This is a genomic window from Metapseudomonas boanensis (assembly GCF_042232855.1).
GTDB lineage: Bacteria > Pseudomonadota > Gammaproteobacteria > Pseudomonadales > Pseudomonadaceae > Metapseudomonas > Metapseudomonas boanensis.
This window is the reverse complement of the sequence record NZ_CP113889.1, coordinates 1,271,670-1,294,148: the sequence shown is the minus strand read 5'-3', so window position 1 is coordinate 1,294,148 and position 22,479 is coordinate 1,271,670. Positions and strand designations below refer to the sequence as shown.

Annotated in this window: 16 protein-coding genes; 14 read left to right on the top strand and 2 right to left on the bottom strand. The window is 62.8% G+C overall.

Going from position 1 to position 22,479, the window contains the following annotated elements:
* Window positions 1-122: 122 nt before the first annotated feature.
* Window positions 123-2,768: a pyruvate dehydrogenase (acetyl-transferring), homodimeric type gene (gene aceE, locus OXH74_RS05955; protein ID WP_375740462.1), complete on the bottom strand. Its 2,646-nt coding sequence runs from the start codon at window positions 2,766-2,768 to the stop codon at window positions 123-125.
* Between the two features lie 279 nt (window positions 2,769-3,047).
* On the opposite strand from aceE, the gene glnE reads away from it, so the two are divergent.
* The 12 genes from glnE to OXH74_RS05895 all read left to right on the top strand — a co-directional run bounded on the left by glnE (window position 3,048) and on the right by OXH74_RS05895 (window position 18,194).
* A complete protein-coding gene (gene glnE, locus OXH74_RS05950; RefSeq protein WP_375740461.1) occupies window positions 3,048-5,993 on the top strand; it encodes a bifunctional [glutamate--ammonia ligase]-adenylyl-L-tyrosine phosphorylase/[glutamate--ammonia-ligase] adenylyltransferase in 2,946 nt (981 codons plus the stop codon).
* 42 nt (window positions 5,994-6,035) lie between these two features.
* A complete protein-coding gene (ilvE, locus tag OXH74_RS05945) occupies window positions 6,036-6,959 on the top strand; it encodes a branched-chain-amino-acid transaminase (RefSeq protein ID WP_375740460.1) in 924 nt (307 codons plus the stop codon).
* A 93-nt stretch (window positions 6,960-7,052) separates the two neighbouring features.
* The gene (gene waaF, locus OXH74_RS05940; protein ID WP_375740459.1) at window positions 7,053-8,096 is read left to right on the top strand and encodes a lipopolysaccharide heptosyltransferase II; all 1,044 of its coding nucleotides are present in this window, start codon (window positions 7,053-7,055) and stop codon (window positions 8,094-8,096) included.
* Window positions 8,097-9,158 carry a lipopolysaccharide heptosyltransferase I gene (waaC, locus tag OXH74_RS05935; protein WP_375740458.1) on the top strand — a complete coding sequence of 354 codons (1,062 nt, stop codon included), beginning with the start codon at window positions 8,097-8,099 and terminating at the stop codon, window positions 9,156-9,158. It begins immediately after the preceding gene.
* A complete protein-coding gene (locus tag OXH74_RS05930; RefSeq protein WP_375740457.1) occupies window positions 9,158-10,282 on the top strand; it encodes a glycosyltransferase family 4 protein in 1,125 nt (374 codons plus the stop codon). Before waaC ends, OXH74_RS05930 begins: the two co-directional genes overlap by 1 nt.
* Window positions 10,279-11,094 (top strand): lipopolysaccharide core heptose(I) kinase RfaP, encoded by an 816-nt coding sequence (rfaP, locus tag OXH74_RS05925; protein ID WP_375740456.1) that lies wholly within the window; start codon window positions 10,279-10,281, stop codon window positions 11,092-11,094. Before OXH74_RS05930 ends, rfaP begins: the two co-directional genes overlap by 4 nt.
* Window positions 11,091-11,828, top strand: coding sequence for a lipopolysaccharide kinase InaA family protein (locus tag OXH74_RS05920; RefSeq protein ID WP_375740455.1), 738 nt, complete (start codon window positions 11,091-11,093; stop codon window positions 11,826-11,828). The genes rfaP and OXH74_RS05920 overlap by 4 nt, the downstream gene beginning before the upstream one ends.
* A complete protein-coding gene (locus tag OXH74_RS05915) occupies window positions 11,825-12,580 on the top strand; it encodes a lipopolysaccharide kinase InaA family protein (protein WP_375740454.1) in 756 nt (251 codons plus the stop codon). The genes OXH74_RS05920 and OXH74_RS05915 overlap by 4 nt, the downstream gene beginning before the upstream one ends.
* Complete coding sequence (locus tag OXH74_RS05910) at window positions 12,577-14,034, top strand: lipopolysaccharide kinase InaA family protein (RefSeq protein ID WP_375740453.1); 1,458 nt, start codon at window positions 12,577-12,579, stop codon at window positions 14,032-14,034. Before OXH74_RS05915 ends, OXH74_RS05910 begins: the two co-directional genes overlap by 4 nt.
* A 5-nt stretch (window positions 14,035-14,039) precedes the next feature.
* Window positions 14,040-15,797, top strand: a complete 1,758-nt coding sequence (locus OXH74_RS05905; RefSeq protein WP_375740452.1) for a carbamoyltransferase — start codon at window positions 14,040-14,042, stop codon at window positions 15,795-15,797.
* Window positions 15,787-16,689 (top strand): glycosyltransferase family 2 protein, encoded by a 903-nt coding sequence (locus tag OXH74_RS05900; RefSeq protein ID WP_375740451.1) that lies wholly within the window; start codon window positions 15,787-15,789, stop codon window positions 16,687-16,689. Before OXH74_RS05905 ends, OXH74_RS05900 begins: the two co-directional genes overlap by 11 nt.
* Window positions 16,690-16,742: 53 nt before the next feature.
* Window positions 16,743-18,194, top strand: coding sequence for a hypothetical protein (locus tag OXH74_RS05895; RefSeq protein ID WP_375740450.1), 1,452 nt, complete (start codon window positions 16,743-16,745; stop codon window positions 18,192-18,194).
* 35 nt (window positions 18,195-18,229) lie between these two features.
* Here OXH74_RS05895 and OXH74_RS05890 read toward each other — a convergent pair whose 3' ends face one another.
* A complete protein-coding gene (locus tag OXH74_RS05890) occupies window positions 18,230-18,889 on the bottom strand; it encodes a phosphotransferase (protein WP_375740449.1) in 660 nt (219 codons plus the stop codon).
* A 149-nt stretch (window positions 18,890-19,038) separates the two neighbouring features.
* On the opposite strand from OXH74_RS05890, the gene msbA reads away from it, so the two are divergent.
* A complete protein-coding gene (gene msbA, locus OXH74_RS05885; RefSeq protein WP_375740448.1) occupies window positions 19,039-20,847 on the top strand; it encodes a lipid A export permease/ATP-binding protein MsbA in 1,809 nt (602 codons plus the stop codon).
* Between the two features lie 146 nt (window positions 20,848-20,993).
* Window positions 20,994-22,418, top strand: coding sequence for a bifunctional D-glycero-beta-D-manno-heptose-7-phosphate kinase/D-glycero-beta-D-manno-heptose 1-phosphate adenylyltransferase HldE (gene hldE / locus OXH74_RS05880; RefSeq protein ID WP_375740447.1), 1,425 nt, complete (start codon window positions 20,994-20,996; stop codon window positions 22,416-22,418).
* Window positions 22,419-22,479 lie beyond the last annotated feature (61 nt).

Sequence of the window (22,479 nt, the reverse complement as noted above, 5' to 3'; positions counted from 1 at the left end):
TTGCGCTTGCTCATGCTGTGTCGAAAACGGACTCAGACTGCTCATTTACTGGATGTAAACTCCGCGTCTTCGCCCGTTCTCTCCTTGCCTGAGCTGCGCTCACGACGCTCTTAAACCGATTCTTAACAGTCCAGCGGGTTGCGTTTTTCAGGGTCGATGCCGAACTTGGCAATGGCCTCGGCCACGACCTTTGGTTCGATCTCGCCGCGATCTGCCAGGGCTTCCAGGGTCGCCAGGACCACCCAGTAGCGGTCCACTTCGAAGAAGTGGCGCAGCTTCTTGCGGGTGTCGCTACGGCCGAAGCCGTCGGTGCCCAGGACCTTGTATTCCTTGCTCGGTACCCACTGGCGGATCTGGTCGGCGAACAGCTTCATGTAGTCGGTGGAAGCGACTACCGGACCCTTGCGACCGGTCAGGCACTGCTCAACGTAGCTCTGCTGAGGCTTCTGCTCCGGGTGCAGGCGGTTGTGGCGCTCGACGGCCAGGCCGTCGCGGCGCAGTTCGTTGAAGCTGGTGACGCTCCAGACATCGGCACCGACGTTGAACTCTTCGCGAAGGATATTCGCCGCTTCACGGACTTCGCGCAGGATGGTGCCGGAGCCCAACAGCTGCACGTGGTGGGCCGCGTCTTTCTTGTCTTCTTCCAGCAGGTACATGCCCTTGATGATGCCTTCTTCGACACCTACCGGCAGGGCCGGCTGGGTGTAGGCTTCGTTCATCACGGTGATGTAGTAGAAGACGTTCTGCTGCTCTTCCACCATCTGGCGGATACCTTCACGAACGATCACCGCCAGCTCATAGCCGTACGTGGGGTCGTAGGTGCGGCAGTTCGGGATGGTCGCAGCCATGATGTGGCTATGGCCGTCCTCGTGCTGCAGACCTTCACCGTTGAGCGTGGTGCGGCCGGCGGTGCCGCCGATCAGGAATCCACGGGTACGGCTGTCGCCGGCCGCCCAGGCCAGGTCGCCGATCCGCTGGAAGCCGAACATCGAATAGAAGATGTAGAACGGCAGCATCGGCTGGTTGTGGTTGCTGTACGAGGTACCTGCCGCGATGAAGGAGGACATGGCGCCCGCTTCGTTGATGCCTTCCTCGAGGATCTGGCCCTTCTTGTCCTCGCGGTAGAACATCACCTGGTCCTTGTCGACGGGCTCGTAGAGCTGGCCGACGGAGGAGTAGATGCCCAGTTGGCGGAACATGCCTTCCATGCCGAAGGTACGAGCTTCGTCCGGGATGATCGGAACGATGCGTTGGCCCAGTTCCTTGTCCTTGACCAGTTGCGCGAGGATGCGCACGAAGGCCATGGTGGTGGAGATTTCACGGTCGCCGGAGCCATCGAGGATCGCCTTGAGGGTTTCCAGCGGCGGGGTCGGGATGGAGAAGCTGTTGGCGCGACGCTGCGGCACGTAGCCACCCAGCGCGGCACGGCGCTCGTGCAGGTACTTGTGCTCGGCGCTACCTTCCTGCGGGCGGTAGAACGGCAGTTTTTCCAGGTCGTCGTCGTTTACCGGGATGTCGAAGCGGTCGCGGAACTGCTTCAGGCTCTCGATATCGACCTTCTTGGTGTTGTGCGCAGTGTTCTTCGCTTCGCCCGCACCGGTGCCGTAACCCTTGATGGTCTTGGCCAGGATCACGGTGGGCTGGCCCTTGTGGTTGACCGCCTGATGGTAGGCCGCATAGACCTTGTACGGGTCGTGGCCGCCACGGTTGAGCTTCCAGATCTCGTCGTCGGAGAGGTCTTTGACCATGTCCTTGAGCTCTGGAGAGTTGAAGAAGTTTTCACGGACGTATGCGCCGTCCTTGGCCTTGTAGTTCTGGTACTCGCCGTCGACGACTTCGTCCATGCGGCGCTGCAGGGAGCCGTTGGTGTCCTTGGCGAACAGCGGGTCCCAGAAACGCCCCCAGACCACCTTGTTGACGTTCCACTGGGCGCCGCGGAAGACGCCTTCCAGTTCCTGGATGATCTTGCCGTTGCCACGTACCGGGCCGTCGAGGCGCTGCAGGTTGCAGTTGATGACGAAGATCAGGTTATCCAGCTTTTCACGGCCGGCTAGGGAGATGGCGCCGAGGGATTCCGGCTCGTCGCACTCGCCGTCGCCCATGAAACACCAGACCTTCTGCTTGCCGGCGGGGATGAAGCCTCGGCTTTCCAGGTATTTCATGAAGCGTGCCTGGTAGATCGCCTGGATCGGGCCCAGACCCATCGAAACGGTCGGGAACTGCCAGAAGTCCGGCATCAGCCAGGGGTGCGGGTAGGAAGACAGGCCCTGACCGTCGACTTCCTGACGGAAGTTGGTCATCTGGTCTTCAGTGATGCGGCCTTCGAGGAAGGCACGGGCATAGACGCCGGGGGAGGCATGGCCTTGATAGAAGATCAGGTCGCCGCCGTGTTCGTCGGTGGGCGCCTGGAAGAAGTAGTTGAAGCCGATGTCGTAGAGGGTCGCCGAGGACGCGAAGCTGGAAATGTGACCGCCAAGGTCCGGGTCGTGCAGGTTGGTGCGCATTACCATTGCCAGGGCGTTCCAGCGAACCAGCGAACGGATGCGGCGTTCCATGAACAGGTCGCCGGGCATGCGTGCTTCGTGGGTCACCGGAATGCTGTTGCGGTACGGCGTGGTGATCGCGTACGGCAGTTGGGTGCCGCTGCGGGTCGCCAGCTCACCCATGCGGGTCAGCAGGTAATGCGCGCGGTCTTCGCCTTCTTTGTCGAGTACGGATTCCAGGGAATCCAGCCATTCCTGGGTTTCGACGGGATCGAGGTCTTGCATGGCTTGCTCCAGGGCGGAAAGGCTTCCAGAATCGGATGCCAGTGGTCACGGCCGGCCTTATGGGCGGCCGCGGCGAAATTCTTGGATTAACCGGGGGTAGAACCGGGCTCGTGTAGTTTTACTACAAATCGACGACGGTTTCAGCACCTTGGATACAATCTTTCGTAGTAAAACTACAGGCTGCGACGGACGTTCGGCTGAAATCATTGATCTAGAGCCGTTCTGCTGTCGCTGAGCCTGCTGCCCGCCCCTGGGGCGGCAGCCAGAAAAGGATAGACCATGAGCCTGCCGCCGCTGGCCGCCTTGTCGGCCCCCCTCCAATCCAGCGCCGATCGGGCGTTGGCGGCCTTTCGCACTACACTCGCACAAATTCCAGGCGTTCCCGCTGCAGAACTGGATAACTGGCCCGACGAGCAGCAGGCTGATTTTGCTCGTGTGAGCGGCGCCAGTGATTTCGTCGCCGAGCAGGCTGCGCGCGATCCTTCGATGTTGCTGGCCCTGGCAGCCTCCGGCGAGCTGGAGCGCAGCTTTGCGACGGGCGAACTGCGCGCGCAATTGGCGTCGCTGCTGGATGACTGTCCGGATGAGGACGAACTGGCGCGTCGCCTGCGCCGTTACCGTAATCGCCAACAGGTGCGCATTATCTGGCGCGACCTGACCCGGCAAGCCGACCTGGCGGAGACTTGCAACGATCTCTCTGATCTGGCCGACGCCAGCATCGATCTCGCCTATCAATGGCTATATGGCCGCCACTGTGTGCAGTTCGGCACGCCCATCGGCCGCCGCTCCGGCCAGCCGCAGCATCTGGTGGTTCTCGGCATGGGCAAGCTGGGTGCCCATGAGCTGAACCTGTCGTCCGATATCGATCTGATCTTCGGCTACCCGGAGGGAGGCGAAACGGAGGGTGCCAAGCGCGCGCTGGATAACCAGGAGTTCTTCACTCGCCTCGGACAGCGGCTGATCAAGGCGCTGGACGTGATCACAGTGGACGGCTTCGTCTTCCGTGTCGACATGCGCCTGCGCCCTTACGGATCCTCCGGCCCCCTGGTGTTCAGCTTCAATGCGCTGGAACAGTACTACCAGGATCAGGGTCGTGACTGGGAACGCTACGCCATGATCAAAGCCAGGGTCGTGGCTGGCGACCAGGTTGCGGGTGGCCAGTTGCTGCAAATGCTGCGGCCTTTCGTCTATCGCCGTTACCTGGACTTTTCGGCTGTCGAGGCGTTGCGCTCGATGAAGCAGTTGATTCAGCAGGAGGTGCGGCGCAAGGGCATGACCGAGAACGTTAAGCTCGGTTCGGGTGGGATCCGCGAAGTGGAGTTCATTGCTCAGGCCTTTCAGTTGATTCATGGAGGGCGCGATCTGAGCCTGCAACAGCGGCCACTGTTGAAGGTGCTGGACACTCTGGAGGGGCAGGGTTACCTGCCGCCGCCGGTGGTGGCGGAATTGAAGGAGGGCTACGAGTTCCTGCGTTACACGGAACATGCCCTGCAAGCGATCGCCGACCGTCAGACGCAGATGCTGCCGGATGGTGAGCTGGACCGGTCGCGTGTGGCATTCATCATGGGCTTCGATGATTGGATGGCTTTCCATGAGCGGCTGACCTACTGGCGCGGCCGGATCGATTGGCACTTCCGTCAGGTCATTGCTGATCCGGATGAAGAAGAGGGCGGTGACGGGGAGACGTGCATTGGTGGCGAATGGCTGCCGCTCTGGGAAGAGGCGCTGGATGAGGAAAGCGCCTGCCGTCAGTTGGCCGAGGCCGGCTTTGTCGAGCCCGCCGCGGCGTGGCGGCGCCTGACCGACCTGCGTACCGGGCCGCAAGTCCGGGCGATGCAGCGCCTGGGGCGTGAGCGCCTGGATGCCTTCATTCCACGCCTGCTGAACATGACTGTTGAGCACGCGAACCCTGACCTGGTGCTTGAGCGTGTGCTGCCCCTGGTCGAGAGGGTGGCACGACGCTCGGCGTACCTGGTGCTGCTTACCGAGAACCCGGGGGCCTTGCAGCGCTTAATCCAGTTGTGCGCGGCCAGCCCCTGGATCGCCGAGCAGATCACGCGCTTTCCCCTGCTGCTCGACGAACTCCTTAATGAAGGGCGGCTCTACCGTCCGCCGCTGGCGCCGGAGCTGGCTGCGGAGTTGCGCGAACGGCTGACGCGAATCCCCGAGGACGATCTGGAACAGCAGATGGAGGCCCTGCGGCACTTCAAGCTGGCTCATGGCCTGCGGGTCGCCGCATCGGAGATCGCCGGTACCCTGCCCTTGATGAAGGTCAGTGATTACCTGACCTGGCTGGCCGAGGCCATTCTCGACCAGGTGCTGGCCCTGTCCTGGCGCCAGACTGTGGCGCGCTACGGTACGCCCAGGCGCGCGGACGGAAGCCTGTGCGATCCGGACTTCATCATCGTTGGCTACGGCAAGGTGGGCGGGCTGGAGTTCGGCCATGGTTCAGACCTCGACCTGGTGTTCATCCATGATGGCGACCCTCAGGCCGAGACTGATGGCGCAAAGCCGATCGATGGCGCCCAGTTCTTCACCCGCCTGGGCCAGCGCATCATCCATCTGCTGACCACTCAGACCACATCGGGCGCGTTGTACGAGGTGGACATGCGCCTGCGGCCTTCCGGCGCCTCCGGCCTCTTGGTCAGCTCCCTGGGCGCGTTCCAGCGCTACCAGGAAAGCGAGGCCTGGACCTGGGAACACCAGGCCTTGGTGCGTGCCCGCGTGTTGGTGGGATCGCCTCGGGTTGCTGCTGCTTTTGAGCAGGTGCGCCTGGCTGTGCTCGGTCGGGAGCGTGATCTGCCGACCCTGCGAACTGAGGTCAGCGAGATGCGCGCGAAGATGCGCAGTACCCTCGGCACCCGCGAAACCGCAGCTGGAACGGCGGAAAATGCCTTCTCGGCCACGGCCTCCTTCGATCTGAAGCAGGACGCCGGCGGTATCGTCGATATCGAATTTATGGTGCAATATGCGGCCCTGGCCTGGTCACGACAGCACCCTGAACTGGTGCGTTACACCGATAACATCCGCATTCTGGATGGCCTGGAGCAGGCAGGTCTGCTGGCTGGCGACGAGGTTCGCCTGCTGCAGGAAGCCTATAAAGCCTACCGTTCGGCGGCCCACCGCCAAGCCCTGCAGAAGCAGCCTGGCGTAGTGGGTGGGGACCAGTTCCAGGCGGAGCGCCATGGCGTGATGCGGATCTGGCGCGAGTTGGGCTTGAGCTGACTCACCTGGCTGAACCAATCGAATTCTTGAGGAGCTGGCAATATGTCGATGGCCGATCGTGATGGTGTGATCTGGTATGACGGCGAACTGGTGCCTTGGCGCGAAGCGACCACCCACGTGCTGACCCACACCCTGCATTACGGGATGGGCGTGTTCGAAGGCGTGCGTGCCTACAACACCCCGGACGGCACGGCGATCTTCCGCCTGCAGGCGCACACCGACCGCCTGTTCGACTCCGCTCACATCATGAACATGCAGATCCCGTACACCAAGGACGAGATCAACGAGGCCACCCGTGCCGCCGTTCGTGAGAACAACCTGGAAAGCGCCTACATCCGCCCGATGGTCTTCTACGGATCCGAAGGCATGGGCCTGCGCGCCACCGGCCTGAAGGTCCACGTGATCGTCGCTGCCTGGAACTGGGGCGCCTACATGGGTGACGAAGCCCTGGAGGTGGGCATCAAGGTGCGCACCAGCTCCTTTACCCGTCACCACGTGAACATCTCGATGACCCGCGCCAAGTCCAACGGTGCCTACATCAACTCCATGCTGGCCCTGCAGGAAGCGATTTCCGGTGGTGCCGACGAGGCGATGATGCTCGATCCGGAGGGCTATGTGGCCGAAGGCTCCGGCGAGAACATCTTCATCATCAAGGATGGTGTGATCTACACCCCCGAAGTCACCGCCTGCCTCAACGGCATCACTCGCGCCACCGTGCTGCGCCTGGCTGAAGAGCACGGCATCAAGCTGGTGGAAAAGCGCATCACCCGTGACGAGGTGTATATCGCCGACGAGGCTTTCTTCACTGGTACCGCCGCTGAAGTCACGCCGATTCGCGAAGTCGATGGCCGCAAGATCGGCATCGGCCGTCGTGGTCCGGTGACCGAGAAGCTGCAGAAAGCCTACTTCGACCTGGTGACCGGCAAGACCTCGGCCCACGCCGAATGGCGCACGCTGGTCAAATAAACCGACAAGGCTGCAAGGGACAAGCCGCAAGCTGCAAGTGGTGGAAGCTGCTTGTCGCTTGCGGCTTGTTGCTTGGGGCTTGAAGCTGCCTTTATGAACATTCTGATCGTAGGACCCTCCTGGGTCGGCGACATGGTGATGGCGCAGACGCTGTTCCAGTGCCTGCGCAGTCGTCATCCCGACTGCCAGATCGATGTGCTGGCTCCCGAATGGAGTCGCCCCATCCTCGAACGCATGCCCGAAGTCCGGCGAGCACTGAGTTTTCCGCTTGGCCATGGCGTGCTGGATATCGCCGCCCGGCGCAAGATCGGCAAATCGCTGGCTGGGCAGTACGACCAGGCGATTCTTCTGCCTAATTCGCTGAAGTCGGCGCTGGTGCCGTTCTTCGCAGGTATTCCCAAGCGCACGGGCTGGAAGGGCGAGATGCGCTACGGCTTGCTCAATGACATCCGTGCCCTGGACAAGCAGCGTCTACCGCTGATGATCGAGCGCTTCATGGCGCTGGCGTTCGATCCGGGTGCCGAGTTGCCCAAACCTTACCCTCGGCCGTCCCTGCGCATCGATCCGGCCAGCCGTGACGCAGCACTGGCCAAGTTTGGCCTGGGGCTGGATCGACCGGTTCTGGCGCTCTGTCCGGGCGCCGAATTCGGTGAGGCCAAGCGCTGGCCGGCCGAGCACTATGCCAAGGTAGCCGAGGTGAAGATTCGTTCAGGCTGGCAGGTCTGGCTGTTCGGCTCGAAGAACGACTACCCGGGCGGCGAAGACATCCGCATGCGGCTGATCCCTGGCCTGCGCGAGGAAGCGGTGAACCTGGCCGGGCAGACCAGTCTGGCGGAGGCCATCGACCTGATGTCCTGTGCGACCGCGGTGGTTTCCAACGATTCCGGGCTGATGCACGTGGCTGCTGCCCTGGCGCGCCCGCTGGTTGCGGTCTACGGCTCGACCTCGCCGCAGTTCACCCCGCCGCTGGCGGAGCAGGTGGAAATCGTCCGCCTCGGCCTGGACTGCAGCCCCTGCTTCGAGCGCACCTGCCGCTTCGGGCACTACAACTGCCTTCGCGAGCTTCAGCCGCGCCCGGTGGTGGATGCGCTGGACCGCCTGGTGCCGGACCCGCTCGAGCTGACGGAGATTAGCTGAGTGCGGGTATTGCTGATCAAGACATCCTCCCTGGGCGATGTGATTCACACCCTTCCGGCGTTGACCGATGCCCGGCGGGCAATCCCCGGCATCCAGTTCGACTGGGTAGTGGAAGAAGGCTTCGCCGAAATTCCTGCCTGGCACCCGGCGGTGGCCCAGGTCATCCCGGTGGCCATCCGCCGCTGGCGCAAGAACCTCTGGCAGACCCTGAAGAATGGCGAGTGGCGCCGCTTCAAGCGCCGCCTGAGCGAGGTCGACTACGACCTGGTGATCGACGCACAGGGCCTGCTCAAGAGCGCGCTGCTGAGCCGTTACGCCAAGGCGCCGGTGGCAGGGCTGGACCGTGACTCTGCCCGTGAACCGGCGGCCAGCCGCTTCTATGACCGAGCCTATCCGGTCGCCTGGGGCCAGCATGCCGTCGAGCGGGTGCGCCAATTATTTGCGCAGGCCCTCGACTACCGCCTGCCGGAAGGCGTCGGCGATTACGGCCTGAGCCGCGCGCAGCTGGCCGATTCCCAAGGTGGTGCGCCTTACCTGCTGTTCCTTCATGGCACCACCTGGGACACCAAGCACTGGCCGGAAGCCTACTGGCGCGAGTTGACCGAGCGCGCCTGCGAGCACGGCTGGCATGTGCGTCTGCCGTGGGGCAATCCGAGCGAGAATGCGCGTGCCGAGCGGATCGCCGAGGGCTTGGAAAACGCCGCGGTGCTCCCCAGGTTGTCCCTCGCGGGCATGGCCAAGGTTGTGGCGGGGGCGCGTGCTTGTGTCGCCGTCGATACCGGGCTCGGGCATTTGGCTGCCGCGCTCGACGTGCCGACCTTGTCGCTCTACGGTCCGACCAATCCGGGTTTCACCGGCGCTTATGGGCGTGCCCAGATCCATTTGGGGAGCGATTTCCCCTGTGCGCCGTGCCTGAAGAAAACCTGCGCCTATAAGCCGACGGCGGAGGATCGCCGCCTGTTCGACCTCGACCGCGAACAGCCGCTATGTTTCACGCGGCTGAATCCGCAGCGCGTAGCGACCCAGCTGGAAGCCCTGCTGCTGACCGAGGATATCCACTGATGCAATTGGCATTCGTGCTCTACAAGTACTTCCCCTTCGGCGGGCTGCAACGTGATTTCATGCGCATTGCCCTGGAATGCCAACGCCGGGGGCATGCCATTCGCGTCTACACCATGATCTGGGAAGGCGAGGTCCCGGACGGCTTCGAGGTGCTGATCGCACCGGTCAAGGCGCTGTTCAATCACAAGCGCAACGAGAAGTTCACCGCTTGGGTCGAGGCTGATCTGGCGCGCCGCCCAGTCGACCGAGTGATCGGTTTCAACAAGATGCCGGGGCTGGACGTCTACTACGCCGCCGACCCCTGCTTCGAAGACAAGGCGCAGACGCTGCGCAATGGACTCTATCGCCGCTGGGGACGTTACAAGCACTTCTCCGACTACGAGCGCGCGGTGTTCGCGCCGGATTCGCGCACCGAGATATTGATGATCTCCGAAGTGCAGCAGCCGTTGTTCGTCAAGCATTACGCCACACCGGCCCGGCGCTTCCATCTGTTGCCGCCGGGGATTGCCGCCGATCGCCGCGCGCCGGCCAATGCTGCCGAGGTTCGCGCCGACTTCCGGCGCGAGTTCAAGTTGGGTGACGACGACCTGTTGCTGGTGCAGATCGGCTCTGGATTCAAGACCAAGGGCCTGGATCGCAGCCTCAAGGCGCTGGCCGACCTGCCTCGCGAACTGCGCAAGCGCACTCGGCTGATCGTCATCGGTCAGGACGACCCGAAGCCCTTCCTGCTGCAAGTGAAGGCATTGGGTATTTCTGACCAGGTCGACATTCTCAAGGGACGCAGCGACATCCCGCGCTTCCTGCTTGGGGCAGACCTGCTGATCCACCCCGCTTACAACGAGAACACCGGCACCGTGCTGCTGGAAGCGCTGGTCGCCGGGCTGCCTGTGCTGGTCACCGACGTCTGCGGCTATGCCCATTACATTGCAGAAGCGGACAGCGGCCGCGTAGTGTCTAGCCCGTTCCAACAAGAAGCGTTGAACCGCATGCTCGCTGAGATGCTTGCCGATCCTGCCGCTCGCCTGCGCTGGAGCGCCAATGGCCTGGCCTTCGCCGACAGCGCTGACCTCTACAGCATGCCGCAGCATGCCGCGGACGTGATCCTCGCGGAGCGATCTTCATGAAGCTGATGCTGAAGCCACCCTTCGAGCGACTGTGGGCTGGGCGTGATGCTTTCACCGAGGTGGAAGCGTTGCAGGGACAGGTGTACCGCGAGCTGGAAGGTCGGCGGACCCTGCGCACCGAGGTCGAGGGTCGCGGCTACTTCGTCAAGATCCACCGCGGCATCGGCTGGGGCGAGATCATCAAGAACCTGGTGTCGGCGCGGGCGCCGGTGCTCGGCGCAGCGCAGGAATGGGCGGCGATCCAGCGCCTGCATGAGGTCGGCGTGCCGACCATGACCGCCGTAGCCTTTGGTGAGCGCGGCAGCAATCCGGCGCGCCAGCACTCCTTCATCATCACCGAAGAGCTCGCGCCTACCGTCAGCCTGGAGGACTTCTGCCTCGACTGGCTGCGCAATCCTCCACCTGTACGTCTCAAGTGGGCGCTGATCGATGAAGTGGCGCGGATGACCGGCGGTATGCATCGGGCGGGGGTCAATCATCGCGATTGCTACATCTGCCATTTTCTCCTGCACACGGAGCGGCCGGTGCGTGCCGACGATTTCAAGCTGTCGGTGATCGATCTGCATCGTGCGCAAACCCGTGAGCGGACGCCTACTCGCTGGCGCAACAAGGACCTGGCCGGGCTGTACTTCTCTGCCCTGAACATTGGCCTGACCCCGCGTGACAAGCTGCGTTTTCTCAAGGCCTACTTCCGCCAGCCGTTGCGTCAGGTATTGCGCGATGAAGCCCGCCTGCTGGCATGGCTCGAGCAGAAGGCCGTGCGCCTGCTTTCGCGCTACGAGCGCAAGTACGCCGGGGGAGACCAGGCTTGAGCCAATGGAAACTTGCCGAAGGCCTGGAGGCCGATGTGGTCGCTCTGTTCGGTGACCTGGACAGAGTGTTTGCCCTGCAGGGTGACTGGATCACCGGTGATCCGCTGTCCGAGGTCCTGCGTGTCGAGCATCGCGGTGTGCGCTATTACGTCAAACGCTACTGGGCTGCGGGCAAGGGACTGCGCCGCTGGATCGGCAGACCACGGGTCAAGGCCGAGTGGCAGAATCTCAAGCACTTCGCCAACTGGGGTATCCCGACAGCGCCCTTGGTGGGCTGGGGAATGGAGCGCCGAGTGGGGGCGTTTCACCGTGGCGCACTGATCACTCGGGAGCTGGCTGGCACGGTCGATATGGCGGCCATGGCTCTGCAGCACGACCCGCGCCTGGCTGACCCGCATTGGGTCGATGGCATCAGTCGGCAGTTGGCACGGGCAACACGTACCCTGCATGACCACCACTTCGCCCACAACGACCTCAAGTGGCGCAACCTACTAGTGGATCAGGCTGGTCGCCTGTTCCTGATCGATTGCCCTACCGGGACCTTCTGGTGGGGACCTTTCCTGCGTTATCGGGTGATCAAGGACCTGGCGTGCCTGGACAAGGTGGCCAAGTACCACCTGACGCGCAGCCAGCGGTTGCGTTTCTACCTGCAGTACCAGGGGCGCCAGCGCCTCAATGCCGCGGACAAGCGCCAGGTGCTGCGGATCGTAAAATTCTTCGAGGGGCGCGAATGAGTGATTTCATCGCCCTGGCGGATCGCGAGATTCTCGCCCGCCATGGCCTGGACAGTTTCGATGCGCTCTGGGCTGCGCGGCTGCAAGCAGTGGATGAACCCAACACCGGGCGCGGCGGCTGGAGCAGCGTGTTCCGGCTGGAACTGGGCGAGGCCGCCTACTACCTCAAACGGCAGAGCAACTTCTTCAGTCGTAGCCTGGCGCGGCCGCTGGGCGAGCCGACCTTCGCCCGGGAGTTTCGCAATATCCGGCGCTACGAGCGGCTGGGCATACCCGCTTTGCAGGCTGCCTTTTTCGGTGCGCGCCAGGTGGACGGCGAATGCCGGGCCATCCTCGTCACGCGGGCCCTGGATGGCTGGCGTGAGCTGGCGGACTGGCTGGCGTCCTGGCCGACGCTTGCAGCCGCCCAGCGCTCAGCCTTGCTCGTTGCGGTGGCTGGCCTGGCGTGGCGGCTGCATCAGTCATGGCAGATGCATGGTTGCTTCTACCCCAAACACGTGTTCCTGCGAGAGGCCGGCGACGGCTTCGAGGCCTGCGTCATTGACCTGGAGAAGACCCGTCCGCTGTTGTTGGGGCGTCGAGATCGGGTAAAGGATCTGGAGGCGCTGGTGCGCCGAGCCGATGCCTGGGGTGAGTCTGAAGTGCGCGAGTTACTGGGGTTCTATCTGCAGCAACCGAGTGACTCGCCCAAGGTTGCCGATTGGCTTGCGCGCCTGAGCAGCCGTCGACAGAACAAGGAGCGCAATCAGTGAAGTTGGCTGAACTGGCCCGGGCCGGACGCAATCCGCAGCTACCATTGCGCCTGGAGATGGCTGGCGGTATCGAGCTGATCAGTCTGCTGCGGGTGCTGCCCGGGCAGCGCTACGTCGGCGTGGCGCTGTGGGAGGGGCGCAAAGTGCTGGCCAAGTTGTTGGTGGGTAGCAAGGCGCAGCGACATTATCAGCGTGAGCTTGCAGGTGTCCGCGCGCTGCATCAGCAAGGGCTCGCGACACCGGAGTTGCTGGCGGACGGAACACTGGAAGGCGAGGGCGGCTGGCTGTTGTTCGATTATCTGGACGGTGCCGATAGCCTCTGGGATGCCTGGCGTGAGGTCGAGCGCGACACGCCGTTATCCGATGGCCAGCAGGCTGTTCTGGGTGAGGCCTTGGCAACCATCGCCAGGATGCATGCGGCGGGACTGGCGCAGGAAGACCTGCACCTGGACAACCTGCTTCGCCACGGCGACACCCTGTATGTCATCGATGGCGGTGGCATCAAGGCGGAAAGCCCGGGCGAGCCTTTGTCGCGCGACAAGGTGCTGGCCAACCTCGGCGTATTCTTCGCTCAGCTGCCGACGGCGCTCGATCCTTTCCGCGAGGAGTTGCTGGTGCACTACCTGCTGGTCAATGGCGAGCACGCGCTGCCGCTGGAGGCTCTGCAAAAGGACATCGCCCGGGTTAGGCGCTGGCGGCTTGACGACTTCATGGCGAAGGTCGCCCGTGACTGCAGCTTGTTCAGCATGGTTCGTGGCGCGTTCGGTCTGCGGGCCGTTCGCCGCGAGGCTGAGTCAACACTTGCGCCGCTGCTGGATGAACCGGATGCTGCCCTGCAGCAAGGTCGCCGGCTCAAGGACGGCGCCACTGCGACGGTCGCCCAGGTTCGCGTGGCGGAGCATGATGTATTGATCAAGCGCTACAACATCAAGGGACTGATGCACGGGCTGACACGCTTCTGGCGCCCCAGTCGTGCCTGGCACAGCTGGCGCGAGGGCAACCGCCTGGACTTCCTCGGTATCGCCACCCCGCGTCCGCTGGCCGTGCTCGAGCGCCGGTTCTGCTGGTTGCGCGGACGCGCCTACCTGATTACCGAATATCTCTCCGGGCAAGATATAATCGCGCGTTTTAAGCCCTATCTGGACAATCCGGACCGGGCAGGCGTTCCTCCCGAAGCCGAATTGCAGGCCCTCGACCAACTGTTTGCCGCACTGATCCGTGAACGGATCAGCCATGGCGACCTGAAGGGCACCAACCTGTTCTGGCAGGACGGCCGCTGGGCCTTGATCGATCTCGACGCTGTGTGCCACCACCGCAGCCAGCATGGGTTCGCCAAGGCCTTCGCCCGCGACCGCGCGCGCTTCTTGAGGAATTGGCCTGCCGACTCGGCGCTGTTCCAGTTACTGGACAAACGTTTACCGCAGGTGCCCGGCACCTGCCCTGAAAGAGGCTAACCTCCGTGGCATTGACGATTCTCGGCCTTTCCGGCGCCCTCAGCCATGATCCTTCCGCCGCGCTATACATCGACGGCAAGCTGATCGCGGCCGCGGAAGAAGAGCGCTTCGTGCGCGACAAGCACGCGAAGAACCGCATGCCCTACGAGTCGGCCAAGTTCTGCCTGGAGCAGGCCGGAATCAAGCCTTCCGATGTCGATGTGGTGGCGATTCCCTTCGCGCCCATCAGCCTGTTCGGAAAGGCCCGCTGGCACTACGCCAAGCGCTACTGGTACGCCCCGGACCGCGCGCTGGACGCGATCCTGATGGGCAATCGCCGCTACAAGCGCTACCGCAAGAAGATTGTCTGGTGCCTGGAACAACTGGGTTTCGATGCCAAGAAGGTGAAGATCGAACCGGTCGAGCACCATCTGGCCCACGCCTCCAGCGCCTATCACTGCTCGGGTTTCACCGATAAGACTGCGATCCTCGGTATCGACGGCAAGGGCGAATACGCCACCACTTTCTTCGGCTGGGGCGAGAACGGCAAGATCCACAAGATCAAGGAATTCTACGACCCGGATTCCCTCGGTGGCCTGTATGGCGCGATCACCGAGTACCTCGGCTTCGAGATGCTCGACGGCGAGTTCAAGGTCATGGGCATGGCACCTTACGGTGACGCGGCCAAGTACGATTTCTCGCGTCTGGCGAAGTTCGAGAACGGTGAGCTGATCATCAATACCGACTATGCCAACGTCATCGGTTTCCGCCGCTACAAGGAAAACGGCAAGGGCTATTACTTCTCGCCCAAGCTGATCGAGTGGCTGGGGCCGAAGCGCCAGGGCGATATCGCTGACGATCCTTACATCCACTACGCCGCCAGCATGCAGGCACTGTTCGAGAAGCTGGCGTTGGAGATGATGGATTACTACCTGGGCGACATCATCCGCCAAACCGGCAAGATCGCCTTCGCCGGCGGCTGTGCGTTGAATGTCAAGCTCAACCAGAAGATCATCGCCCGTCCGGAGGTGAAGGAACTGTTCGTCCAGCCTGCCTCCGGCGATGCCGGTACCGCGGTGGGCGCTGCCGCTTACATCTCGCACAAGCGCGGCGTGCCGGTGGAGAAGATGGAGCACGTCTACCTCGGCCCGTCTTTCTCGAACGAAGAGGTCATCGCTGCCTGTGCCAAGCACCCGAACAAGCCGGTGTTCAAGCACATCGAGAACACTCCGCAGCGCATCGCCAAAATCATGGTCGAAGGCAACCCGGTGGCCTGGTTCCAGGGCCGCATGGAGTTCGGTCCGCGTGCCCTCGGCGGTCGCTCCATCATCGGCTGCCCGAGCGTGCCTGGCGTGGCAGACCGCATCAACGAACAGATCAAGTTCCGTGAGCGCTGGAGGCCGTTCTGCCCGTCGATGCTCGACACCGTCGCGTCGAAAATGCTCAAGGTCGATCATCCGTCGCCCTTCATGACCTTCACCTTCGAGGTCAATGAAGAGTGGAAGACTCGCGTCTGCGAAGTGGTGCACGAGGACGGCACATCCCGGGCCCAGGTGCTGGAGCGCCGCCACAACCCGCGCTGGTATGACCTGATGAAGGAGCTGGAAAACCTCACCGGCAACGGTGTGTCGCTGAACACCTCGCTCAATCGCCGTGGCGAGCCGATGATCTGCTCGCCCACCGACGCACTGAACATGTTCTACGGCTCGGACCTCCAGTACCTGATCATGGAAGACATCCTGGTCGTCAAGGACGGTGTGGATTGGTATGACAATGTCGGCTAAGCCCCTGCTTAGCGTCGTCATTCCCAGCTACAACTACGCGGCTGTCCTCCCGCGTGCTGTCGAGTCAGTGTTGGCCCAGGCCACCGAAGAAGTCGAACTCTGGGTGGTCGACGACGGCTCCACCGATGACACTCCGGCGGTCTTTGCCACCCTGGGCGAGCGCTATGGCGCTCGCTTCCAGGGGGTGCGCCAGGACAATGCCGGTCCTTCCGCCGCGCGCAATCACGGCATACGCCTCGCATGTGGACGCTATGTACTGTTGCTGGATGCCGACGACGAGTTGGTGCACGGCGCACTGCCACAACTGTGCGAGCACTTGCGCCAGGTACCGGACGTCGGGCTCTGGCTGGCCGGGCACGTATCCGCGGAGCCGGATGGTCGCGAGCGCGCGCACCCTGCAAGCCCGGTGCCCCGAGCGCCGTTACAGAGGCTCCAGGCCTACTTGCTGGACAAGAAGATCGCCCTCAGCCACGGCGCCTGTGTGTTCCTGCGCGAGCTCCTGCTCGAGCGCCCCTATCCCGAACATCTGCGCCACAGCGAAGATATCCCGGTGTTCGCCTACACCCTGACCCGCGGACGGGTCGAGGTTCTTGACCTGATGCTGGCGCGTGTCCACAAGCATCCCGGCAGCCTGCGCCACAATGCGACAGCAGCCCGGAAGGTCGGCCTGGCGCTGGTGGACGAGGTCTTCCGCCAGTTGCCGCCCGATCTCCAGTCACTCAAACCGTGCTATCGCGCCCAGCGCTGCCTGTCGTTGTTCCGCACCTGTCTGCTGGCTGGCGAGCACGACGGCGCCCGTGACTATTATCGCGAGGCAGTCCGGACTGACTGGCGTGTGCTGTTCAATCTGTCCTACAGCCGCAAGGCGCTGCGCCTCTGGTTGAAACGTTGAATGGGTAAAAGTGGCCGCCAAAGTAGCCATTGGCCATGAATTCTGGAGCTGTCATGCAAGGACTTATCGATCAGGTGAACAGATTGCGCCCATCCCATTGGGCCTTTATCGGCAGTCTGGTGTTGTCCTGGATTGCCGTGCACTTCGAGGTCACGGTCAGTAAGGACGCGGCCTTCTACCTTGATGCTGCGCAAACCTTCAATGAGCAAGGCGTGGCGGCGACACTGGCCAAATTCAACTGGCCCTGGTTCCCGATACTGATCGGTGTGACCCATAGCGTCACCGGAGTCTCCCTGGAGGCTATCGGCTATCTCTGGTGCGCGCTTTTCATGGCCGGCACCTGCGCATTGTTGGTGGACGCCGTAACACGGCGAGTGCCTGGCGTGGGGGGATGGGCGTGTCTCGTGGTCCTGGCGATGCCGGCCTTCAACGGATTTCGTGGTGAGATCCTTCGCGAATTCGGCTTCTGGTTCTTCTCGACACTTGCGCTATGGCTGGCACTGCGTTGGGAGGAACGAGGTGGCTGGCTTGGGGGCATCCTGATTTCAGCCGCTGTGGCGATGGCCGCTCTGTTCCGACTGGAGGCCATCCTGTTGATGGGAGCCCTGTTCCTGTGGCGGCTGCCAGGCCTCCGCAGCGCCGCTGGCCTGCGCTCGATGCTGCAACTGGTGCTGATACCGATGCTCCTCGGCGGCGCCGTCCTTGGCGGTCTGCTGGCGACCGACCGGCTCCCGCTGGAGCGGGCCCAGTACTACCTGGCGCTGCTGGACCCTCGCGTGATGTTCCATAACTTCTCGGCGATTGCCGAGCAATTGGGCTCTGAAGTTCTGCCGAAATACTCGGCAGACGATGCTGGGAAAATACTGTTCTTCGGTTTTCTCGCCACCTCAGTGCTGATGTTCATCAGGCTGCTTGGTCCGTTCGGTGTTCCCTTTCTGTTCCGCGATGGTTGGCGCAGCCTGCGCCCTTATCTGAAGTCCTTTTCGCCATTTGCCTGGGCGGGCGGGTTGTACTTCATCGTCTTGATGGTCTTCTACGTCCAGCAGTTCTTCATCAACTCTCGCTACACCAGCTTCCTCAACCTGTTGGCGGTTCCGCTCGCGATCCTGGCGATGGCTGAGCTGGCTCGGCGTTTCCCGCGCGGGATCAAGGTGCTGGCATCGGTTGCAGTTGTGGTGATGCTGGCGAACGTCATCTCGCTGTCGGCCAAGAAAACCCACTACGTCGAAGCGGGCCACTGGCTGGCGCAGAACGTCCAACGTAGCGACGCCATCTACTACGAAGATCCGCGCATTCGTTATTACGCAGGGTGGGGCTACCACACTCCTGGCCTGAGCCGCGAAGAGGCCATGAGCGATGAGCACGTTGCCGAGTTCCGCTACTACGCGATCGAGGTCAAGGCGGACGAACCCTGGTTGAAGCCCTGGCTGGACAAGCATGGGCGTCGGATTCTGGCTGACTTCAAAAATGCCAAAGGCGCCACGGTGCTGGTGATCGGCAAGTGATCCGGGGGGAGGGGAGCGTCGAGCAGACGCTCTCCTCAGTTTGGATGAAGGCGCTGGATAGCGGACGCCAGGGAGTTGGCCGACTCAGCGCTGCTGCCTTGTGCATAACCTTCGAGCAAGGCAAGGCGATGCTCCTTGGCCAACCATTGCACGTCTTCCTTGTAGCGAAGTATGTGCTGTAGATTGCGGCGTCGCTTCCCGGCTGCCAGTGGATGTCCGCTGATGCGCATGTCCGAAAGGTCGATCAGGCCGAACTGGCCGTCAGGAAGCAGCAGTACATTGCCCAGGTGCAGCGAGCGGAAGTACACGCCGAGCTGATGCAATCGCGCGAGGAACCGGCCGAAGCTCTGGACTTCAGAGTTGCGCCTGGCTGGCTCGAGGTCTCGCCAGTGATTACGCAGGGTGTCGCCGGGTAGCGGCTCGTAGAGCACGCCATTGGCTCGGTTTCGGGGCAACTGGAAGATATCGATGATTACCGGCGCAGGAATGCCAAGGCTGACCAGCTGCCTGGCGTTATCGGCGAAGCGTTGCGCAGGAGGCGACCACAGGCTCGAAGAAAGCAGCCGTTTGCGGCGGAACAGCTTCAGGAAGCTGCCATTGGCCAGGCGCGCCACCTTGAGCCCATGACCATCGGCCTCGATGGTCTTGGCTCCTTGCAGCAGGGTCTCGAGTTCGGTTTCTCGCAGCGCTCTCATCAATCAGACTCTTCACATCGCGCCTGTGCGCGGGGATCGGTGACGGGGAGCCACCGGCCAGGCGGCATCTTAATTGATCCTCGGCTTAGGGGCAGCCACCGCTGTGGTAAGCTTTTCGGCCTTTTTCGGCAACGTCGACGTGTGAGCTCATGTCCGATCAACCCCTCAGCGCCTCCGGGGCCTCGAGTCTCAAGATCTACCTGCGACTGCTGGGCTACGTAAGGCCCTACATCGGCCTGTTCTTCATCAGCATCATCGGCTTCATCATCTTCGCCTCCACGCAGCCGATGCTGGGCGGGATGCTCAAGTACTTCGTCGACGGGCTGACCAACCCCGATGCCGTGCTGTTTCCCAACGTGCCCTATGTCGGGGACCTGAAGCTTCTGCAGGCCGTGCCACTGCTGATTGTGCTGATTGCCGCCTGGCAGGGTCTCGGGTCCTTTCTTGGCAACTATTTCCTGGCCAGGGTCTCCCTCGGCCTGGTGCACGATTTGCGGGTGGCCCTGTTCAACAATCTGCTGGTGCTACCCAACCGCTACTTCGACAGCCATAACTCGGGCCACCTGATTTCCCGGATCACCTTCAACGTCACCATGGTCACAGGCGCGGCGACCGATGCGATCAAGGTGGTGATCCGCGAGGGCATGACCGTGATCTTCCTGTTCGCCACGCTGCTGTGGATGAACTGGAAGCTGACACTGGTCATGCTGGCAATCCTGCCGCTGGTGGCACTGATGGTCAGCAGCGCCAGTCGCAAGTTCCGCAAGCAGAGCAAGAAGATCCAGGTTGCCATGGGCGACGTGACCCACGTGGCGTCCGAGACCATCCAGGGTTATCGCGTGGTGCGCAGCTTCGGTGGCGAGCCCTACGAGCAGGCGCGTTTCCTCAACGCCAGCGAGGGTAATACAAAGAAGCAGCTGCGCATGACCAAGACGTCCGCCATCTACACGCCGATGCTGCAACTGGTGATCTTCTCCGCCATGGCGGTGCTGATGTTCCTGGTGCTGCTGCTGCGCGGCGATGCTTCCGCGGGGGACCTAGTGGCCTACATCACCATCGCGGGCCTATTGCCCAAGCCCATCCGGCAGCTTTCAGAAGTCAGCTCCACGGTGCAGAAAGGCGTCGCGGGTGCCGAGAGCATCTTTGAGCAGTTGGACGAAACACCCGAACTGGACGAGGGCACCGTCGAGCGCGAGCGCACCAGTGGCCGTCTCGAAGTGCGTGACCTGAGCTTCCAGTACCCCGGCACGGACAAACCCGTATTGCAGGGCATCAGCTTTACCGCCGAGCCTGGACAGATGGTGGCGTTGGTCGGTCGCTCCGGCAGCGGCAAGTCGACCCTGGCCAATCTGATTCCGCGCTTCTACCACCATAATCAAGGGCAGATCCTGCTGGATGGCGTGGATATCGAGCAGTACCGCTTGCGCAACCTGCGCCGGCATATTGCGCTGGTGACCCAGCAGGTGACCCTGTTCAACGATTCGGTGGCGAACAACATCGCTTACGGTGATCTGGCCGGCACGCCGCGCGAAGAGATCGAGCGCGCGGCCGAGGCGGCGTACGCCCGGGAGTTCGTCGACAAGCTGCCGCAGGGCTTCGATACCGAAGTCGGTGAAAACGGCGTGTTGCTCTCCGGCGGCCAGCGCCAGCGTCTGGCAATTGCCCGAGCCTTGCTGAAGAACGCCCCGGTGCTGGTGCTGGACGAGGCGACTTCGGCGTTGGACACAGAGTCCGAGCGGCATATCCAGGCGGCCCTGGACCGGGTCATGAGCGGGCGCACCACGTTGGTGATCGCCCACCGCTTGAGCACGATCGAGAAAGCCCACCTGATCCTGGTCATGGATCAGGGGAGGATCGTCGAGCGCGGTACCCATGCCGAACTGCTGGCACAGAATGGCTACTACGCGCGCTTGCATGCCAATCAGTTCGCTGAGGAAGGCGTTGCCGAAGCGAAATGATCGGCGGCAAATTGCCCCAAGGGGCGACATGCCGTGTGGCAGGGGGCTCTGAGCGCTTCCGTACCCGCCTGCCGGCTGATTCGGGACCTCTGGGCTGTTGAGCTGCTATGTTATGATCCGCGCCGTTTTTGACGCTCGGAGACACCATGAAGCTGTCCATGCCCCGTTTCGATCAGGCCCCCGTTCTGGTGGTGGGCGACGTCATGCTCGACCGTTACTGGCATGGTGGCACGTCGCGTATCTCGCCCGAAGCGCCGGTCCCGGTGGTCAAGGTCGAGCAGATCGAGGACCGTCCAGGCGGGGCGGCCAACGTTGCCCTGAACATCGCTGCCCTTGGCGCGCCCGCCACGCTGATCGGTATCACCGGTACCGACGAGGCTGCCGATAGCCTGACCGACAGCCTGCAGGCCGCGGGCGTGGCCGTGCATTTTCAGCGTCGCGCGCAGCAGCCGACCATCGTCAAGCTGCGGGTCTTGAGCCGCCATCAGCAACTGTTGCGAATGGACTTCGAGCAAGCCTTCGACACTGATGCCGAGGCGGTGGCGTCCGATGTCGAGCGTCTGCTCTCCACGGCCAAGGTGCTGGTGCTGTCCGATTACGGCAAGGGCGCGCTGAAGAACCATCAGGTGCTGATCCAGGCCGCTCGTCGCGCGGGTGTCCCAGTGTTGGCCGACCCCAAGGGCAAGGACTTCGGCATCTACCGGGGCGCCAGCCTGATCACCCCCAACCTCAGCGAGTTCGAAGCCATTGTCGGCAGCTGCGCAGACGAGGCCGACCTGGTGGCCAAGGGCGCCGCGCTGATGCAGGAACTTGAGTTGGGCGCGCTGCTGGTGACCCGTGGCGAGCATGGCATGACTTTGCTACGCCCTGGTCATCAGGCACTGCACCTGCCGGCCCGCGCCCGCGAGGTGTTCGACGTCACTGGCGCCGGTGATACCGTGATTTCTACCCTGGCGGCTGCCTTGGCTGCGGGTGAAGACCTGCCGCAGGCCGTGGCCCTGGCCAACCTGGCTGCTGGCATCGTGGTCGGCAAGCTGGGTACTGCGGCCATCAGCGCTCCCGAATTGCGTCGCGCGGTACAGCGCGAGCAAGGCTCGGAGCGCGGCGTTCTTGGCCTGGAACAGCTGCTGGTCGCGATAGAGGATGCCCGGGCCCACGGCGAGAAGATCGTTTTCACCAATGGCTGTTTCGACATTCTTCATGCGGGTCATGTGACCTACCTGGAACAGGCTCGCGCTCAAGGCGACCGCCTCGTGCTGGCGGTCAATGACGATGCGTCGGTCAGCCGCCTCAAGGGGCCGGGCCGGCCCATCAACAGCGTGGAGCGACGCATGGCCGTGCTGGCAGGCCTTGGCGCGGTGGATTGGGTGGTCAGCTTTACCGAGGACACCCCCGAGCGGTTGCTGGCCCAGATCAAGCCGGACGTACTGGTCAAAGGTGGCGACTACGGTATCGATCAGGTGGTTGGCGCCGATATCGTCCGGGCTTATGGCGGTGAGGTCAGGGTGCTCGGACTGGTGGAGAACAGTTCCACCACCGCAATCGTCAACAGGATTCGCGATCGTTCCTGAGGGCTCTTGGGACGCACTTTTTTGAACGCGCGGGTTGGTATGGGCGTAGCGGATCTGTGCC

Coding starts and splice junctions, on each gene's coding strand:
- OXH74_RS05895 (WP_375740450.1), top strand. CDS start 16,743: ATGCAAGGACTTATCGATCAGGTGAACAGATTGCGCCCATCCCATTGG.
- glnE (WP_375740461.1), top strand. CDS start 3,048: ATGAGCCTGCCGCCGCTGGCCGCCTTGTCGGCCCCCCTCCAATCCAGC.
- OXH74_RS05890 (WP_375740449.1), bottom strand. CDS start 18,889: ATGAGAGCGCTGCGAGAAACCGAACTCGAGACCCTGCTGCAAGGAGCC.
- ilvE (WP_375740460.1), top strand. CDS start 6,036: ATGTCGATGGCCGATCGTGATGGTGTGATCTGGTATGACGGCGAACTG.
- rfaP (WP_375740456.1), top strand. CDS start 10,279: ATGAAGCTGATGCTGAAGCCACCCTTCGAGCGACTGTGGGCTGGGCGT.
- OXH74_RS05900 (WP_375740451.1), top strand. CDS start 15,787: ATGTCGGCTAAGCCCCTGCTTAGCGTCGTCATTCCCAGCTACAACTAC.
- OXH74_RS05915 (WP_375740454.1), top strand. CDS start 11,825: ATGAGTGATTTCATCGCCCTGGCGGATCGCGAGATTCTCGCCCGCCAT.
- waaF (WP_375740459.1), top strand. CDS start 7,053: ATGAACATTCTGATCGTAGGACCCTCCTGGGTCGGCGACATGGTGATG.
- hldE (WP_375740447.1), top strand. CDS start 20,994: ATGAAGCTGTCCATGCCCCGTTTCGATCAGGCCCCCGTTCTGGTGGTG.
- OXH74_RS05930 (WP_375740457.1), top strand. CDS start 9,158: ATGCAATTGGCATTCGTGCTCTACAAGTACTTCCCCTTCGGCGGGCTG.
- aceE (WP_375740462.1), bottom strand. CDS start 2,768: ATGCAAGACCTCGATCCCGTCGAAACCCAGGAATGGCTGGATTCCCTG.
- msbA (WP_375740448.1), top strand. CDS start 19,039: ATGTCCGATCAACCCCTCAGCGCCTCCGGGGCCTCGAGTCTCAAGATC.